The organism is Streptosporangium sp. CA-115845, assembly GCF_050943795.1.
GTDB lineage: Bacteria > Actinomycetota > Actinomycetes > Streptosporangiales > Streptosporangiaceae > Streptosporangium.
On the sequence record NZ_CP191988.1, the window covers coordinates 1744857 to 1763554 of the forward strand.

Below are 18698 nucleotides of genomic sequence, written 5' to 3' on the forward strand. Positions count from 1 at the left end.
TGCGGCCCTTCCCGCCTTGGTTACGTGAGCGGGTTTTACGGTTCGGGGGAGAGGCGGTCGGCGGCGTGTTCGATGGCGGTGCTGACCCGGTCGGCGAGGAGGCCGACCGCGCCGACCGCGCGGGTCATCGGGTCGTCCTCGGCGCCGCCGAGGGCCTGGGAGCGCAGGTAGGCGGTCTTCACCTCGGCCCATCGGGCGGCCTGCTCGGCGGTCAGGGTGCCGCGTAGTTCGGCGAGTTTGAGCAGGTTCGCCTCGGCGCCGGAGGTGAGGGTCTGGGCCTCGCCGAGGTAGTGATCGTCGATCACCGCCTCCAGTTCGGCGTCGTTCATCACCGGGACGACCCGGGCCGCGAGCTTGTTCATGTTCCGGTACGAGCCCTGGAGCTGGTAGGGCGGCTCGGTCCGGGAGGCGTCCGACCGGGCGGCCGAGGCGATGTACGCCTGGTTGTTGGCCAGCACCACCTTCTGGACCCGGAGCAGCTTGCGCAGCACCGCGAGGACCTGTTCCAGCTCCACCGAGGAGTACGGGTGGGAGAGCTGGTCGGCCCGGACCCCGGAGTCGCCGCGCGCCAGCCGTACCAGCAGGCGGATGTCGTCGCGGTCGCGGGTGGAGAGCGGGGACAGCACCGGGTTGGAGGTCAGCGCGTTGTCGATGTAGCTCAGCGCGAACAGCTCGTCCCGGCCGGACAGCACGTCACCGAGGTTCCACACGTCGGCGCGGTTGGCGAGCATGTCCGGGATGCGGAAGCGCTTGCCCGACTCGGTGTACGGGTTGCCCGCCATGCAGACCGCGAAGCGCTTGCCGCGCAGGTCGTAGGTGCGGGTCCGGCCTTCCCAGACGCCCTCCATCCGGCGCTGGCCGTCGCAGAGCGAGATGAACTTCTGCAGCAGCTCCGGGGAGGTGTGCTGGATGTCGTCCAGGTAGAGCAGCACGTTGTTGCCCATCTCCAGCGCGAAGGAGATCTTCTCGATCTCCTGCCGTGCCGTCGCGTCGGGCGCCTGCGCCGGGTCCACCGAGGTCACCAGGTGGCCCAGGGCCGGGCCGTTGACCTTGACGAAGATCAGCCCCAGCCGGTTGGCCACGTACTCCATCAGGGTGGTCTTGCCGTAGCCGGGCGGGGAGATGAGCAGCAGCATGCCCATCTGGTCGGTCCGCTTGGCATCCCCGGCCGCGCCGAGCTGCTTGGCCAGGTTGTCGCCGATCAGCGGCAGGTAGACCTCGTCGAGCAGCTGGTTGCGGACGAAGGCGGTCATCACCTTCGGCTGGAACTCCTCAAGCCGCAGCCGCTCACGCTCGGCCGCGACCAACTCGTTGCGCCGCTTCTGGTAGACGCGGTACGCGGGGACGCGGTGGTCGCGGAAGTGCCGGGTCCTGGCCAGGAACTCGTCCAGCCGCAACCGGATCGCGCGCCCGGAGATCCGGGGGTGCGCGCCGAGCAGCCCCTCGACCGTGGCGGTCAGCGCCGCCGACGAGTCGTGCCGCGCCACCTCGCAGAGCAGTACGGCAACCGCCTCCACCAGTTCCGCCGACCCGGAGGCCGACCCGGAGGCCGATGCCGAGTCCAGCCCGGAGCTCAGGTCGGAGGCCGGCGTCGAGATGTCAAAGGCGGACAGCCATGCCTCAGCCAGGCGGTGCCGCCCGGAGAGGTCGTCGCCGAGCGCTCGCAGATCGTCCTCGAACTCCTGGCGCGCGGGGCCGAGCGCCCGGTCGAACCGGTCGAGCAGCGACCGTGCCCCCGCGCTCGTCACGAACCCGAACGGCTTGCCCGCCAGTTCCTCGAAGAGATACTCCCCGGCCAGTTCGAAGACGCCTTCGTCTTCCGGTGCGCGGGTCCCGGTCGCCCCGGTCGTGCTCGCGGCGGCCAGGGCGAGCGCGCCCGCCGGGCCGCCGGTGTGCAGGCTCCGGCCGAAGGACGCGATCGCCGAGCCGAGGGCGGCACGGGTCTCCCGTACCGCCTCCACCTGGCCGAACAGGGTCCGGGCCCGGGCCAGCGACGTCGCCCGGGTGGTCCAGGTCGCGCGGGCGGCCTCGTCGGTGCCGTAGGTCCAGAAGAGCTGGGCGGCGGCCCGCGCCGCCGGCGGGTAGCGGAGCAGGCCCGCGCCCGCGTGCAGGCGGAGCGCCGCCTGCAGGATCGCGGTGGCGTCGTGGTCGTGGACGCCCCGCTCGTAGCCCTCGTCGTAGCGGGTCTCCGCCACCCGGCGGACGATCTCCAGCAGCTCCCCGTCGGCCACCGCCGCCTCGTGCAGCGCGTCCAGGGAGACCTGTCGCTCACCCAGGGTCAGGGTGCCGGACTCGGCGGCGGCCAGGATGGCGGCGGCCAGGTGCTCGCCCCGGTAGACCTCCGGCGACTCCGAGACCGTCAGCTGGTTCCAGAACGGCCGGGTCTCCTCGAAGGCCGCGTCAAGCACCGGGGAACGGTAGTCGGTCCCGGTGACGGCGAACGCCATCCGGCCTTCGTGCGGGACCAGGGTCAGGTCGGCCGGCTGGGTGTTGACCGCGAACAGGTGGCGGCCGAGCCGGATGGTCTCGCCGCCGTCGGTGTAGAGGTCGAGCCGGTCGCGCAGGGCGCGGCCCGCCTCCTGGCGGGCGGACTTGACCCGGCCTTCGAGCTCCTCGGCGCGGACCTGGTCGCCCAGCGCGCGCAGCTCCCCGGCCACGCTCTTGAGCTTGAGCACCATCGGGTCGGACCCGAAGTAGGTGTTGACCTCGTCCAGCGACTTCAGCCCGGCCAGCCGGCGCCGTACGCTCGACAGGATCCGGGTCGCGGAGTCGGCCAGCCGGTCGGCGCGGCGGGCCCGTTCGTCGAGCAGCGCCTGGCGGCGCGAGGAGAACGCCTCGTAGACGTCCTCCCGTTTCGAGGACAGCTGCCCCAGGAAGTCGTCGAACTCGGCGAAGCGCGACTCCAGGTTCTCCAGCTGGAGCATCAGCCGGCCCAGCTGCTCGTCGCAGCGCTCGGGGGTGTCGGACATCGCCAGCGCCCCGGTGATCGCCTGCCCCAGCAGGGCGTACTCGGCGGCGAAGGCGGCCCTGCCCTCACCGGCCAGCAGCTCCCCGCGCCGGGCGTCCAGCGTGGCGCGGGCGCGGTTGACGCCGCCGAGCACCTCGCCGACCCGTTCCAGGATGGCGGTCCGCACGGTGGCGTCGGCGATGTCGAGCGTGCCGACCACCTCGACCACGATCTCCAGGCCCCGGGCCTGCCGCTCCAGCCGCTCGCCGATCGGCCCGGCCTCGGCCACGGTCGCGATGGCGCCCGCCTCGGAGACCAGCGACTCGACCTCCGCGTGGTAGCCGGCGAAGGCGTCGTCGCCGCGCAGGAAGCCCGCGGCGCGCTGCGCGGTGCTGTCCAGCTCGGCCGCCAGCTCCGCGTCGAGCGCGTCGATCCTGGTGACGTCGACGTGGCGCAGCTCGCGCAGGGTCACCAGGTGCCCCTGCGACTGGCGCAGCTGCGAGAGCCGGTCCACCCAGCCCTGGGCGGACCTGGGCGCCTCGCTCCGCGCGCGCCGTACCAGCGCGGTGATGTCGGCGGCGGTGGCCTCCAGCGCCTCGGCGGCCTGCCGGGTGAGCGACTGGACGTTCTCGAACTCGTCCAGCACCTGTTCGGCGGTGGCCCGCACGTCGGCGAGCGGGCCGCGCAACCCGTGTTCGCCCAGCCAGTGGTAGTGGTCGAAGACCCGGACGCAGGAGGCGATCAGCGCCTCGAAGACCGGGATCGACGGCGCCATCTCGTCGACCATCCTGGCCACCGAGAGGCAGTCGGAGATGCCCCGGACCAGCTCCGCGTTGCCGATCCGCTCCAGCGGGCCGGTGCCGACCGGACGGCCGGCGGCGTAGAGGTCCGACTGGTACGCGGTCTGCCAGACCTGCATCGGGTGGACGCGGGTGGGCTCTTCGGAGGTGGCCCTGAAGACGACCAGCGTGCCGTCGTCGAACAGCGAGTAGCCGTGGCAGGAGAGCGGATTCGCCACCTGCTTGCGGATCACGTTGTACGGCAGCAGCAGCGAGCGCCCCTCGGCGCGGGCGTGGAAGACGTACAGCACGTCCTCGCCGTTGGGGGAGCGGATGACCCGCTCGAACTCCAGCTCGGACACGTCGGTGTCGAAGGTCTTGCTGACCCCGGTGGACAGGTAGTAGCCGCCGGGGAAGATGATTCCCTGGTCCTCGGGCAGGCGCTGGCAGGCCTGCCCGATGCCGTCGAGGCGGACCACGCCCTTGGTCCGGGTGTTGAAGACCAGGTAACGCCACTCGGGCTCCTTGTACGGCCGGATCCGGAGCAGGATCAGCGGGCCGATCCTGGCGTGCTGGACCTCCGCGTCGGCGAGGCTCTGCAGCGGCTCGGTGACGGGCTCGCGGTAGATGCCCTCGCCGGACTCGGTGTTGTTCTCGATCTTGATGGTGAGGTCGCCGCCGACGGTCTCGACGAACACCTCGCCCTGGATCGAGATGTGCGGGTGGCGGCCGAGCACGTGGTCGTCGCGGGTGGCGGGGGTCCACTCGAAGTCGTGCGCGGGCGGGAACGTGTGATCGCGCTCCCCCCGGTCGTCGACGTAGGTGAGCGTGCCGTCCACCCCGACCTGCCAGCGCAGCACCCGGGTGTCCTGCGGGCCGGTCTGGAAGACGGCCAGCAGCTTGCCCTCGACCCGGCGGAGCTGGAGCAGCCGGGTCTCCCGGTAGTACCGGTAGAGCTCGGCGAAGTCCCGCTCGAAGCGCGGGTCACGGAACATCGGCGCCGGGTCGAACCGGAACGCGTCCGCCGTGTCCCGTACGAACGTGTGCATGGAGAAGACGTCCGCGACGGCGGTCTCCGGCTTCAGCCCGATGAACACGTTGTAGCCGAAGAGCATGAGCCCGCCGACCGAGACGATGTCGCGCGGCACGCAGTTGTTCTCGGTGCGTATCCGCTCGGTGCCGATCAGGCGCAGCTCGGCTCCGCCGAACACCGCCAGGCGTTCGGCGTTGAGCGCGTCGGACCGGCTGGCCAGCTCGGCGGCCTGTTCGGCCAGCCGGGTGCGGAGCACCTCGTAGGTGCCCGCGTCCAGCCCGGCCCCCTCCGCGCCGGGGGCGTCGGTGACGGCCTCCGCCGTGGAGGACGTCACTTGCCGGCGGAGTTGAGTGCGGCGACCGGGGCCTCGGTGGTGGTGGCCGCGGCCTGGGCCTCGCTCAGCAGGCCGCGGAGCCGGTCGGCGTCGGGGCCGCCGTCCTTGATCAGTTTCACCAGCAGCGCGGACAGCGAGAGGTTCCGCACGTCGGCGGTGTCGATCGAGCCGAGGATCCTGCCCAGGTCGGCGGGGAGGCTCGCCGAGCCGTTCAGGTACGGCCCGGCCAGGCTCTGGGCGACGTCGGAGTGCTCCATGAAGCCGTCCACCGCCTTGCCCATGGTGATCGAGCTCATCAGCTTGTCGAAGAACACGCTGTCGCCGCCGACGATGTCGATGTTGGCCTTGGACAGGCCGGTGGAGACCACGGAGGCCTGTGCCTCGGCGATCTTGAGCTGCACGTTCACCCCGGCGAGGCGGATCTCCTTCTCGGCCTCCAGCCGCAGGCGGTACTCCTCGTGGGCGCGGGTCGCGTCGGTGAGCGCGGCCATCGCCGCGGCCTTCTCGGTGAGACCCTCGGCCTCGGCCTTGAGCTTCTCGCCGACCGTCGCGGCGGCGGCCAGTGCCATGGCCTGCTCGCCCTCGGCCTCGGCCTTGAGCTTCTCGCGTACCGCGGTGGCCACGGCGTGCGCCTTGGCCTGCTCGCCCTCGGCGACCGCCAGCGCCCTCTCCCGCTCGACGGCGGCCTCGGCGCGGCCGACCTTCTCGATCGCCGCGGCGTCCCGCTCGCGTACCTGCACCTCGGCCAGGCCGACGGCGGCCATCTCGGCCTGGACGCCCTCGGCGAGGCGGATCTTGGCGCGGGCGTCGAGCTCGGCGGCCTGCTGCCGGGACTCGGCCAGCACCAGCGCCTCGCGCGCCTTGTGCTTGGACGCGGCCTCGGAGGCCTCGGCCGCCTTGATGTCCTTGACCAGGTTCTCCTGTGCCTCGGCCTCGGCCTGGATGATCACGGCCTGGCGGGTCCGCTCGGCCTCCTCGACCACCCGCAGGCGCTTGATGCTCTCCTCCTGCTCGGCGACGGTCTTCTCCACCACGATCCGCTCGCGGATCACCTCGGCGATGGAGCGCTTCTCGCCCTCCAGCTCCTTGTCCTTGGAGATGCGCGACAGCTCGGTCTCGCGCTCGCGGGCGATGACCTCCAGCAGACGGTCCTTCTCGATCCGCTCGGTCTCGATGGCGAGGACCCGCTCGCGGTTCTTCGCCGCCACCGCGATCTCGCGGGCCTGATTCTCCTGCTGGACGCCGAGCTGCTCGTCGGTACGGAGATTCGCGGCGTGCGCCTTGAGCCGCTCCTCGGCCTGGACCTTGGCGGTCTCCGCCTCCTCGCGGGCACGCATGGTCTCGACCTCGCGCTTCTGCTTGATCTCCGCGTCGGCCTGGCGGCGCTCAAGTTCCAGGATGGCCTCCCGGGCGTCCACGTTCTGGCGGGTGATCTCCTTCTCCTCGCGACGCTGGAACTCGTTGGTCCGCACGTGCTCGATGGCGGTCAGCTCGGTGATCTTCCTGATGCCCTGCGCGTCGAGGATGTTGTTCCGGTCGAGGGACAGCAGCGAGGTCTGCTCCAGGTAGTCGATGGCCGCGTCCTCAAGGCTGTAGCCGTTGAGGTCGGTGCCGATGACCTGGATGATCTGGTCGCGGAACTGGTCACGCTGGGTGTAGAGGTCCACGAAGTCGAGCTGCTTGCCGACCGTCTTGAGCGCCTCGGAGAACTTGGCGCTGAACAGCTCCTGCAGCGTCTCCTGGTCGCTCGCGCGGGCGGTGCCGATGGCCTGGGCGACCTTCACCACGTCCTCGACGGTCTTGTTGACCCGGACGAAGAAGGTGATGCGGATGTCGGCCCGGATGTTGTCGCGGCAGATCAGGCCCTCGCGGCCGGTCCGGGCGATCTCGATGGTCTTCACCGAGATGTCCATCAGCTCCGACTTGTGGAAGATGGGCAGCACGATGGCCCCGGTGAAGGTGACGTCCACCTTGTTGATCTTCGAGATGATCAGGGCCTTGCCCTGCTCGACCTTGTTGAACAGACGGCTGATCATGATGAGCAGGCCGACGACGACGAGGAGGACGACGGCGAGGAGGATGCCGAGTCCGGTGGAGATGACGTCCAAAATGGTCCCTCGGTTAAATAGGACGATCAGGGTCGAGTTCCGCGGCGTACGGCATCACCCAGAAGAACTCGCCAGGGGGGTCGTAGGCGAATATCAGGGCGGTGCTTCCGGCGGCGAAGACGTCGTCGCCGGTCTGACGCACTTGAACGAGAGCGGAGGAGCCGTCCGGAGCGGTGACCTCGGCCTGGCCGAAGTCACTACCGACCCGACTTGTACGGATGACGCACGCACGGCCCACGAAGTCGGCGCGGGAGGGGACGCGCTCCTTCGGGATGAGACGGCGCAGTGGCAGCACGATGAGGCGCGTGCACGCCCAGGCGCAGACCAGTGCCGCGACCAGTACCGCCACCAGGGCGGGGGTTCCGGTGAACAGAGTGCCGCCCACCAGGCTCGCGAACCAGGCGACGACGACCAGCAGTGAGATGACCAGTGCGGCCGGGACTCCGCCGAGTCCCAGGCCGCTCAGGAAGCCGGTGGCCCCCGAGGCTTCGGAGCCGTCGCCGTCACCCTCGAACCCGAACACGCCGAACACGACGAGCACCCAGTACGCGATGATCACCAGGAGCAGGAACGTGAACAGGACGGTCGGAAAAGACAGCGTGGCATCGACGAACTGGCCCATCGGTGTGTGAGGTCCCCCTGCTGGCGTACCGGATCGCGCTCCCCCGAGCGCGCGTTGGTGACTATATACAGGTAAAGATTGGTTAAAGGGAATAGTTCCCAAATTGGAAAAATATCCGTATTAACCGCTCCACCTGCGGGTTCCCGGGGGCTGTGCGCACGGCGGCGCGGGGGCGTCCGAGGGCATGAGGAAGCCGAGGAGCGCGGGCGTGGCCTCGCGTCCTCGGCGTGATCCCGAGAGATCAGGCGGGCCGGGTGACCATGTAGGCGAGACCGACGAGAATCACGACGGGGATGAGCCACACGACGGCCTCGATGGCGAATTCCTTGTACACGGGAGACATCCCTCCGAAGGGGGGTGGCGAGGAACGTGGGCTTCCGACGATAACCGCTGTCCCCCGGCGGTGACCAGGGCTCACCGGGCAGCGGAAGGCGACCGGGGCGTCCCGGCGTGCCGTGACCCGTCCGCATGAGCGGTGGCCGGCCACCGGCGGGCGGCTTCCGCGAGCCTCGGTAAGCCTCTGTGAGCGCTTATGAGGGGACGGCCGAACCGACCACCACGGGATTGTCGGTGATCTCCCCCTCGACCACGTCGGCGACCACGCAGGTGATGTTGTCGGGTCCTCCCGCCTCGCAGGCGAGCGCGATCAGCTGCCGGGTGACCTCCTGAAGATCGTCGACCTCGGCGAGCACCTGGCGAAGCCGCTCGGCCTCGACCACCCCCGACAGCCCGTCGGAACAGAGCAGGTAGCGGTCACCGACCTCGGCGTCCCGTAGGGAGAGGTCGAGTTCGAGGTTCTCGTTGCCGTCGAGGACCTGCAGCAGAATCGACCGGTGCGGGTGGCGGGCGGCCTCCTCCGCGGTGATCCGGCCGTCGTCCATCAGGGTCTGGACCAGGGTGTGGTCGTAGGTGATCTGATAGAGATCGCCGTTGCGGAGCAGGTAGGCGCGGGAATCACCGATGTGGGCGAGTGCGACGCGCGAACCGTTCCAGAGCATCAGGGTCAGAGTGGTCCCCATGCCGGTGAGTGACGGGTCTTCGGCGACCAGCTCGCGCAGGCGCTGGTTGGCCTTGCGAACCCCGGCCTCGGCGGCGGCGGCGAGGTCGCCCGGGCACTCCTGGTCCAGGGACGCCACGGTGGCGATGGCCGCCGAGCTGGCGACCTCACCGCCCACGTGACCGCCCATTCCGTCGGCGACGGCCAGGAGCCGCGCACCCGCGTAGGCGGCGTCCTCGTTGCCTTGCCGGATCCGGCCGACGTCGGACCCTGCCGTATAGCGCAGCGTGATCATCTGCACATCACTAGATCGTCGAGTTGCACGAGCTGAGCCGCTTTCGGACAGTTGGGATGGGCCTATGGCGAACCGAGATGTTCCACGATCCACTTAACACCATGGTGGCGCAAGCGGCCTGGGGAAGTGTTGCCACATCTGTTGACACCGGTGGTGGCGCGTAAGCTGTTTCAGTGGCCGCTCAGTGCCTCCTCAGTGCCCCCGCACTGTGCCCGGAGTTCCCCACTTTACGCACCGCTAGGAGATCAGGAATGACCGCGATCATGCAGGAGGCGGCACGTCGCCGCACGTTCGCGGTGATCAGCCACCCCGACGCGGGCAAGTCGACCATGACCGAGGCGCTGGCGCTGCACGCCTCCGCGATCAGCCAGGCGGGCGCGGTGCACGGCAAGTCCGGACGGCGCGGGGTGACCTCCGACTGGATGGAGATGGAGAAGGCCCGAGGCATCTCCATCACCTCCGCCGCGCTCAGGTTCGAATACCGCGGCCACATGTTCAACCTGGTCGACACTCCCGGCCACGCGGACTTCTCCGAGGACACCTACCGGGTGCTGGCCGCCGTCGACTGCGCGGTCATGCTGCTCGACGCGGCCAAGGGCATGGAGCCGCAGACGCTCAAGCTGTTCGAGGTGTGCCGGCACCGCCGCATCCCGGTCATCACGTTCGTCAACAAGTGGGACCGGCCGGGCCGCGAGGCCCTGGAACTGCTGGACGAGATCGAGGAGAAGACCGGTCTGAAGCCCACGCCGATCACCTGGCCGATCGGCACCGGCGGCTTCTTCCACGGGGTGGCCGACCGCGCCGCCGACCGGATCGTCCGCTACACCCGCACCCCCGGTGGTGCCACCAAGGCCATCGAGGCCGACCTGAGCGCCGAGCAGGCCCTGATCGAGCTGGGCGGCGACTGGGAGCGGGCCAAGGACGAGATCGACCTGCTCTCCGCGATCGGCGCCGACCACGACCAGAAGACCTTCGAGGCGCACGAGTCCACCCCGGTGCTGTTCGGGGCCGCGCTGTCCAACTTCGGTGTCGGCCGCCTGCTGGACGCCATGGTCGACATCGCTCCCGCTCCCGCGCCCCGGCCGGACGTCGACGACGATCCGCGCCCGCTGGAGGAGCCGTTCTCCGGCCTGGTCTTCAAGGTGCAGGCCAACATGGACCCCTCGCACCGCGACCGGATCGCCTTCGTCCGGGTCTGCTCGGGCAGGTTCGAGCGCGGCATGGTGCTCGTCCACGCGGCCACCGCCCGCCCGTTCGCCACCAAGTACGCCCAGTCGGTCTTCGGCCAGGAACGCGCCACGATCGACGAGGCGTACCCCGGCGACGTGGTCGGACTGGTGAACGCCAGCGCCCTGCGTCCCGGCGACACGCTGTACGACGGCTCGCCCGTCGAGTTCCCTCGGATTCCGAGCTTCGCCCCCGAGCACTTCTCCACGGCCAGGGTCCGCGACTCCAGCCGGTCCAAGCAGTTCCGCAAGGGCATCGAGCAACTCGACGCCGAGGGCGTGGTCCAGGTGCTCCGCTCCGATGTCAGAGGCGACCAGTCGCCGGTGCTCGCCGCGGTGGGTCCGATGCAGTTCGACGTGGTCAAGCACCGGATGGCCACCGAGTTCAACACCGAGATCCTGATGGACCGGCTCGACTTCGGCATCGCCAGGCTCACCGACGCCGAGTCGGCGCCGATCCTGGCCCGCCAGCGCGGGGTGGAGGTCTTCACCCGCTCGCTGGACGGGGTCCTGCTGGCGCTGTTCACCGACGAGTGGCGGATGCGCGGCGTCATGCGCGACCACCCTGACCTGGTGCTGGACGCCCTGCTCGCGGACACTCGCGGCTGACCGGCTCGGGTACGGCCTTTCCTGCAGAGCCGTGCCCGGCCCGTCTGTGTGCCGTGCATGGTGAGATATGTCGTCATGAGTGCGATTAAGTGGGGAATCCTGGCGACCGGTGGCATCGCCGCCACCTTCACCGAAGACCTGAAGCTTCTGCCGGACGCCGAGGTGGTCGCGGTCGGATCGAGGTCGGAGGAGTCCGCACGGGCCTTCGCCGGCCGGTACGGCATCCCCCGGGCCCACGGCAGCTGGGCCGAGCTGGCCGCCGACCCGGACGTGGACATCGTCTACGTGGCCAACACCCAGAACGCCCACTACGCCGCGGTACGGACCTGTCTGGAGGCGGGCAAGGCCGTACTGTGCGAGAAGGCGTTCACCCTGAACCAGGCCGAGGCCGCCAAGCTGGTCGACCTCGCACGGGAGCGGGGCCTGTTCCTGATGGAGGCCATGTGGATGCGCTGCCTCCCGGGCATCCGCAAGCTCGTGGAGCTGGTCGAGGGCGGGGCCGTCGGCCCGGTCGACTCCGTGCACGCCGATTTCTCGATCTCCGTCTCCGTCGAGCCCGACCATCGGCTCCGCGACCCGAAGCTGGGCGGCGGCGCCCTGCTCGACCTGGGCGTCTACCCGATCTCCTTCGCCCACCTCGTGCTCGGTGTCCCCGCCGGGGTGCGGTCCTGGGCGCGGCTGACCCCCGAGGGCGTGGACGAGAACACCGGCGTGCTGCTCGGCTACGACGGCGGAGCCGTCGCCCTGCTCTCCTGCGGTATCACCGCGAGCAGCCCGGTCACCGCGTCGATCTCCGGTCCGCTCGGCCGGATCGAGCTGCCGAACCCGTTCTTCCGTCCCGACACCTTCGTCCTGCACCGCGTGGGCGGTGAGCCGGAGACCTTCCACGTCCCCTTCGAAGGAGCCGGCATGCTGCACGAGGCGGCCGAGGCGATGCGCTGCCTGCGCGAGGGGCTGCTGGAGAGCCCGCTGGTGCCGTGGCAGGCGACGTTGGACGTGATGGGCATCCTGGATGAGGTCCGTGCGCAGGTGGGTGTTCGGTTTCCCGGTGAATGACTGATCTGGAGCTTTCCGGTGCGGTTCTCCAGGTGCGGGTTGTTCGCTGTGCCCTGCGTGGTGAGTTTTTCGTCGTGTGCTGTGCGGGTTTTGCGCTGTGCCCGCTGCGGTGGGCGGGTGTTCCGGCCGGCCGTCTCAGTGGCCGTCTGGCGATTTCGGCCTCCGGCCTGCTCGGGCGTGGTGGTTGCGGGCTCTTTTTACGCCGGCCGGAACACCCGCCCACCTCCGCTGCACGCGCTCTGGCCGTATGTGGTGCGCGCCGTAGTCGCTCACTTTCGGTGGGCCGGGCTACGCGCCGTCGCTGAAGCGTTTCTTTGGAAGCCGTTCAAAGCTGATCGCCGTAGCTGAAGCGCCCCCGCATGACCCAGTCCAGGGCCGAGCGCCGTAACCGGTCCAGGGTTGGGGGTCTGCCGGTCTGGGGTTCTGTCGCTTCAGGGGGTGTCGTGACGGTCCAGGGCCGGCGGTTTCACGGTCCAGGGCTGGGCGTCGTGACGGTCCAGGGGCGGGGGTCTTACGGTCCAGGGTTGGGCGTTGTGATGGTCTGGGGTTGGGGGGCGGGTTTTGGGTGCCAGGTGGGTCGATTTGGGGGCAGGCGTTCATATTCTGGCTTTTCCGTTCGTGTGACCTGCTGCCCGCTCTCCCGTCGGCCTGCATGATTGTGCCTGCCGCGTGGGTGAGTGTTGTGCGGGATCGCTCATGGGGAGAAGCCGCGAGGAGCGTCTGTGCTGGATGACTGGACCGCCGGTCTTCTGCTGGGGGGCATCGTCCTGCTGGGCGCGTCCGTGCAGCGGTTGGCGGGGATCGGGTTCGCGCTTGTGGCGGTGCCCGCTCTGGTGCTGCTTCTCGGCCCGGCCGAGGGTGTGGTGCTGGCGAATTGCGCGGCCGGTGCCATCAGCGCGATCGGGCTGGTCGGTACCTGGCGGGAGGTCCGCCTGACCGCGATGGTTCCGTTGGTCGCCGCGGCCGCCTGCACCGTGCCGGCCGGGGCCTGGGTGGCCGCCTGGTTGCCCGAACCGATGCTGCTGGTCGGCATGGGGGTGCTGGTGAGCGTGGCCGTACTGCTCGTGATGTGGGGCAGCCGAGTGCCCGCTCTGCGCGGCGCCGGAGGTGCGGTGGTCGCCGGTGCGGCGAGCGGGTTCATGAACTCCTCCGCGGGGGTGGGCGGTCCGGCGGTTTCCCTGTATGCGGTGAACGCGGGCTGGACGGTACGGGAGTTCGTGCCGAACGCGCAGTTCTACGGGGTGGTGGTGAACGCGCTCTCCGTTACGGCCAAGGGCGTGCCGAAGCTCACGGTGCCGCTCTGGCTGCTGGTCGCGGCTGGGATAGCGGCAGGCGCCGTGCTGGGGAAGGCACTCGCGGAACGAGTACCGGAGCGACGGGCCCGGGTGCTGGTGCTGCTGCTCGCGCTGGTGGGCGGGTTCACCACGATAGGTAAGGGGCTGTGGAGCCTGTGACTTCTGACCAGCGCGGACTCCACCCCTGGACCGTTAGAACCCCGGCCCCGGCCCCGGCCCCGGCCCCGGACCGGCTACGGCGCCTGGCCCTGGACTGGGTCATGCGGTCGCGCTTCAGCTACGGTGCTTCTCCCTGAACGACCTCAAAGGAGGCTTCAGCGACGGTGCGTAGCCCGGCCCACCGAAAGTGAGCGACTACGGCGCGCACCACATACGGCCAGAGCGCGTGCAGCGGAGGTGGGCGGGTGTTCCGGCCGGCGTAAAAAGAGCCCGCAACCACCACGCCCGAGCAGGCCGGAGGCCGAAATCGCCAGACGGCCACTGAGACGGCCGGCCGGAACACCCGCCCACCGCAGCGGGCACGGTGAACAGGCAGCGCAGCGGGCACGGTGAATAAGCCGTGTACCCGAACGAGTCAGACGAGATGCCGGTCCGGAACACCCGCTCACCGCAGCGCACAGCGAAAACCGCACCCGGAAAAGTCAGACGAGACGCCAGTCGTGCCGCTCCAGGAAAGCGCGCTCCCCAGTGGCGTACTCAATGAAAGCGCTCTGAACCGCCTCCAAGTCGGGAACATGAGTGCGGAACATCCGGTCCCTGACGCTGTCCTTGTATTCGAGCTCATAGCCCGAGATCTCCGGCGAACTCTGCACGAAGTGCTCGCCGAAGACGACCAGCGCCGTGAACGGGTTCTGCGGTGACATGGTGGCGAGCGCGTCACGGATGAGCTGGAGGTCCGGCGAGACCACGATCATTCCGTCACCCGTACGCATCTCCATGGTGGGATAGACGCCGCGTGGAGACAGGTTGTGCACCAGGCCGCGCTGCGGGTCGTAGCAGACCAGTCCGCACTCGGCGGCCAGGGCGAAGACCTCGGGCGCCACCTCGTCGGCCCGTTCCAGGTCCACGGTCACCAGGGCGAAGGCCGCGGAGAGCGGCTCGGCCTCGGGAAGCCGCTCGACGAACGCCGCCACCCCGGGGTGACCCTCCTCGGGCTCCTGCCCTTCGGGGTGGGGGCTCGCGCCATGCGGCTTTCCGTGACGGAACGTATGGAAGACGTTCTCAGCGTGTTCCCTGGTGATCGGCTTGGGCTCGTGCCAGACGGCCAGTTCGAAGCTCACGCCCTCATTGTCCTCCGCGGGATCCTCCCGGCCGACCGGAGGGCCGTACCGCCCAGGAGGAGAAGACGCCTACGCCGGGGGCCTGCCGGCGATGGGGATCTGCGACAGCACCGCGGTGCAGAACGCGCAGCGCCTGGCGGCGACCGGGATGTCGCTGAGGCACTCCGGGCATTCCTTCTCGGTGGCCTCCTTGTTCCGGTCGAAGTAGCCGATCAGCCGGGTCATCGGCATCACGACGAGCCAGTAGATGACCGCGGCGATGATCAGGAAGCTCAGCAGGTGGTTGATGAAGTCGCCGTACATGAACTTGGCGCCGTTGACGGTGAACACGTAGTCCGAGAAGTCCGGCTCCCGGCCGCCGGTGACCGCCCCGATCAACGGCGTGATGAGGTCCTTGACCAGAGCCTGCACCAGCCCGCTGAAGGTCGCCCCGATCACGACCGCCACGGCCAGCTCGACGAGGTTCCCTCTCAGCAGGAACTTCTTGAATCCACCCATTTCCTGATGTCCTCCACTCGTAAAGAAGGGCCGCTGCCCGGGGAGGGCGGCGACCAGAGTTCCGTTGTCTTCCGGCAGCCCACCGGAACCCATGGTGGGTGGTCTGGACGGAGGTTAACGCGTCCGGTTGAGAATATGCGGAGAGGGACGCCTCGGAAGCATCGCGGGCTGGCTGGGACAGGTGGCGCGAAAGGTTAATATCAGCGCAGTTCGCGAGCGAGGTGGCCGGATGGACTTTCGTGTGCTCGGCCCGGTCGAGGTGATCGCCGACAGCGGGGCGGTGCTGGACATCGGCCCCTACCAGCAGCGGCTGGTGCTGGCGGTATGCGTCCTCGCGGCCCCGCGACCGGTCGGGCCGAACCGGATGATCGACGCCATCTGGGAGGACGCCCCCCCTCCGGGGGCGCTCAACACCGTGCAGGCGTACGTCTCCAAACTCCGCCGCGTCTTCGAGCCGAGCAGGCCGCGGGAGGTGCCCCCGAAGGTCCTGGCCAGCAGGCCGGGAGGCTATGTCCTGGACGTCCCCGCCGCCGCGATCGACCTGGGCAGGGTGCGGGGGCAGGTGGCCGAGGGCAGGAGCCTGGGCGCGGCGGGAGATCACGAGGGGGCGGTGCGGGAGCTGCGGCTGGCCCTGGGCGAGTGGGGCGGAGAACCGCTCGGCGGTCTCGCGGAGTCCTCCTGGGCGGCGGAGGAGCGCGCGCACCTGGTCGAGCTGCGGCTGACGATCGAGGAGGACCTGGCCGAGGCGGAGCTCGCGCTCGGCCGGGGAGCGGCGGTGACGAGCAGGCTGGCCAAACTGGTCGCCGCCCATCCGTTCAGGGAGCGGCTGCGGACGCTCGCCGCCCACGCGCTCTACCAGGCGGGACGGCAGGCGGACGCGCTCGGCCTGCTCGCCGAGGGACGCCGGTCGCTGATGGAGGACCTGGGCCTGGACCCCGACCCCCGGTCGCGGGAGATGGAGCGGCGCATCCTCGGTCAGGATCCCGCGCTGAGGCCCAGGCACACGGCGGAGCCGGGCAGAGCGGCGGATGCGGTCGACGCGGGAAAGACAGCCGTCGTGGCGGAGGCGACCGGTGCCGAGAGGGCGGCAGGGGCGGCGGAGCCGGCCGGGCTGGAGAACGGCACCGGGCTGGTGGGCCGGCAGGCGGAGGCCGGGGTGCTGGAGCGGGCGGTCACCGGAGACGGGCACCGGGTGGTGCTGCTCGCCGGGGAGCCGGGCATCGGCAAGACCAGCCTCGCCGAGTATGCGGCCGGCGTCGCGCGGGCGCGGGGCCGGCGGGTGGTGTGGGGCCGCTGCTGGGACGGCACCGGCGCGCCGCCCTTCTGGCCCTGGACGCAGGCGGTGCAGGACCTGGTCGGCAGGGACGGCGAACTGGCGCAACTCGCCGGAGCCGGAGCCGGAGCCGGAGCCGGAGCCGGGACGGGGAACGGGCAGGCCGGACAAGAGGGGCCGGCGGGGCAGTTCGCGTTGTACGAGGCGTTCGCCCGGCTGCTGAACGCGCACGGCCGGGTGCTGGTGGTCCTCGACGACCTCCAATGGGCGGACACCTCCTCGCTGCGGCTGCTGGACTTCCTGGCCTCCACCCGGCTCTGCCCGGAGCTGACGGTCGTGGCCACGTACCGCGACACCGACGTGCGCCCCGGCGAGCCGCTGGAGCACACCCTCGGCGTGCTGCTCCGGCTGCCGCACGTGCGGCGGCTCCTGCTGCGCGGCCTGGCGGAGGAGGAGATCCGCGAGTATCTGGGACGGGCGGGCGCCGACCCGGGGCGGGCCGGGGAGATGGGCAGGCTGACCGCGGGCAACCCGTTCTTCCTGGGCGAGGTGCTACAGCTGGGGGAGACCCCCGAGGCGCTCTCGGACGTGGTGCGCGGCCGGATGGCCCACCTGCCGCCCGACACCGAGGAGGTGCTGACCGTCGCGGCGCTGCTGGGCAGGGAGGCGGCGACCGACATCCTGACGCGCGTGGCGGAGTTGCCCGAGGAGCGGGTTCTGGACATCGTCGACGCCGCGGTGGGGGCCCGGCTGCTGGTCGAGGGGGAGGGGCCGAGTTGCCGGTTCGTCCACGACATCGTCCGCGACGTGCTGCGCGAGGCGCTGCCGCCGCTACGCCGCAGGAGGCTGCACGCGCGGATCGCGGAGGTGCTCCAGGAGCGGAGCGGGACGCGGCTGACCGAGATCGCCCACCACTGTCGCGAGGGTCTGCTGACCCCCGCGACGGCGGGCAGGGCCATCGGCTACACCCGGCGCGCGGCGGCCCAGGCGACCGCGCAGTTCGCCCACGAGGACGCGGTGGAGGGCCTGGAACGGGCGATCGCGATGATCGACCGGCTGCCCGGACCCGACGGCGCGCTCCGCTGCGACCTCCTGCTGGACCTGGCCGAGGCACAGGCGGCCTCGGGGATGAGCAGCGCGGCCCACGCCTCGCTGGAGGCCGCCGCGCAGGCCGCCGAAGGGCTCGGCGACGACAACCGGCTGGCCAGGGCGGTGCTGGGATTCTCCAACCCGATCCATCTGGCCATGTACGAGGAGATGACCGGGATCGACAGGCTGGCCGAGCGCATCGACCGGGTGCTCGCCTCCGACCTCGCCGAGGGCTCGCCGTGGCGGGCCCAGTTGCTCGCCGCCGCCGCGCTGACCGGCTCCACCGGCCGGCCGGTCGAGCGGAGCGTGGCGATGGCGGAGGAGGCGGTGCGGCTGGCCCGCCGCACCGGGGAGGACCGGACCCTGTCCAGGACGCTGATCGCCCTGGAGATCCTGCTGCGGTCCGGCCACGACCACGACCACCGGCGGGCGGTCGTCGCCGAGATCGTGGACATCGGCCGCCGCACCGGCGACCTGGCCACCGAGTGGATCGGCAGGGAGAACGAGTACGTCGAGCTGAACGCCCGGGGCGCCGCAGGCCCCGCCACGGAGCTGCTGGCCTGGCTGCGGGAGAGCGCGGAGAGGCTCCGGCTGCCCTCGGCGGTCAGCCTGGCCGCCTGGCAGAGCGCGGTCCACGCCTACCTGGCCGGGCGGTTCACGGACGCGCTCGCCGCGGCCGACGCGTCCGGCGCGGCTCACCCGGAGGGCGCGCTGGGCAGGGGCGACGCGCTGCTGCGGCGGGAGACGTTCCGCTTCCTGGAGCTGCGGGCGGAGGGGGCGGCGGGCGAGGCGCTCGCGCTCTCCGACGAGATGCTCGCCCACCGTCCGGGGCAGATCCCCTGGTGGATCCTGCGCTGCCTGGCCCTGATCGACCTGGGCAGGACGGACGAGGCACGGGAGGCCTTCGCCGAACTCGCCCGCGACGGCTTCGCGGGACTCGGCCCCGAGCTGGCCTACCGGTTCGTACCGGACGCCGTCAGCGAGATCTGCGCGGCGCTCGGCGACGGGGTCGCGGGGAAGATCCTGTACCGCAGGCTCGCCCCGAACGCGGGACGGCTGCTCGGCTGGTCGCCGGCCGACCTGTGCCTGGCCCGGCTGGCCCTGCTCGACGGTGACGAGGAGCGGGCCGGGGCCCACCTGCGGGCGGCGGAGGCGTTCGCCGCCGGGGCGGGACTGCGCGTGTACGAACCCGCGATCCGCGCGCTGGCCCATGAGCTCCGCCCGGCCTGACCCCGGCCCGTCCAGGCATGCCGTCGG

The 18698-nt window shown here is 70.7% G+C and carries 10 protein-coding genes; 4 read left to right on the forward strand and 6 right to left on the reverse strand.

The window, feature by feature from the left end:
- Nucleotides 1-35: 35 nt before the first annotated feature.
- From ACQP0P_RS10310 to ACQP0P_RS10325, 4 genes are all read right to left on the reverse strand, one after another.
- Complete coding sequence (locus ACQP0P_RS10310; RefSeq protein ID WP_433374073.1) at nt 36-5093, reverse strand: DNA repair ATPase; 5058 nt, start codon at nt 5091-5093, stop codon at nt 36-38.
- The gene (locus ACQP0P_RS10315; RefSeq protein WP_433374076.1) at nt 5090-7201 is read right to left on the reverse strand and encodes an SPFH domain-containing protein; all 2112 of its coding nucleotides are present in this window, start codon (nt 7199-7201) and stop codon (nt 5090-5092) included. Before ACQP0P_RS10315 ends, ACQP0P_RS10310 begins: the two co-directional genes overlap by 4 nt.
- A gap of 13 nt (nt 7202-7214) precedes the next feature.
- Entirely contained in the window at nt 7215-7823 is a 609-nt protein-coding gene (locus ACQP0P_RS10320) for a hypothetical protein (RefSeq protein WP_433374078.1), read from the reverse strand.
- A 530-nt stretch (nt 7824-8353) separates the two neighbouring features.
- Nucleotides 8354-9115, reverse strand: coding sequence for a PP2C family protein-serine/threonine phosphatase (locus ACQP0P_RS10325; RefSeq protein WP_355552831.1), 762 nt, complete (start codon nt 9113-9115; stop codon nt 8354-8356).
- A 251-nt stretch (nt 9116-9366) separates the two neighbouring features.
- Here ACQP0P_RS10325 and ACQP0P_RS10330 point away from each other — a divergent pair, with 251 nt between their 5' ends.
- The 3 genes from ACQP0P_RS10330 to ACQP0P_RS10340 all read left to right on the forward strand — a co-directional run bounded on the left by ACQP0P_RS10330 (nt 9367) and on the right by ACQP0P_RS10340 (nt 13460).
- Nucleotides 9367-10950: a peptide chain release factor 3 gene (locus tag ACQP0P_RS10330; protein WP_433374080.1), complete on the forward strand. Its 1584-nt coding sequence runs from the start codon at nt 9367-9369 to the stop codon at nt 10948-10950.
- A 75-nt stretch (nt 10951-11025) separates the two neighbouring features.
- A complete protein-coding gene (locus ACQP0P_RS10335; RefSeq protein WP_433374083.1) occupies nt 11026-12006 on the forward strand; it encodes a Gfo/Idh/MocA family protein in 981 nt (326 codons plus the stop codon).
- Nucleotides 12007-12728: 722 nt separating this feature from the next.
- On the forward strand, nt 12729-13460 hold the full coding sequence (locus tag ACQP0P_RS10340) for a TSUP family transporter (protein ID WP_433374085.1): 732 nt from the start codon (nt 12729-12731) through the stop codon (nt 13458-13460).
- A 482-nt stretch (nt 13461-13942) separates the two neighbouring features.
- Here the strand turns inward: ACQP0P_RS10340 and ACQP0P_RS10345 are convergent, their stop codons facing one another.
- The gene (locus tag ACQP0P_RS10345; RefSeq protein WP_433374088.1) at nt 13943-14581 is read right to left on the reverse strand and encodes a hypothetical protein; all 639 of its coding nucleotides are present in this window, start codon (nt 14579-14581) and stop codon (nt 13943-13945) included.
- Nucleotides 14582-14650: 69 nt separating this feature from the next.
- Nucleotides 14651-15079, reverse strand: coding sequence for a large conductance mechanosensitive channel protein MscL (gene mscL / locus ACQP0P_RS10350; protein ID WP_433374091.1), 429 nt, complete (start codon nt 15077-15079; stop codon nt 14651-14653).
- Nucleotides 15080-15308: 229 nt separating this feature from the next.
- Between mscL and ACQP0P_RS10355 the strand changes: the two genes are divergently transcribed.
- Nucleotides 15309-18671 (forward strand): BTAD domain-containing putative transcriptional regulator, encoded by a 3363-nt coding sequence (locus tag ACQP0P_RS10355; protein WP_433374094.1) that lies wholly within the window; start codon nt 15309-15311, stop codon nt 18669-18671.
- Nucleotides 18672-18698: the final 27 nt, after the last annotated feature.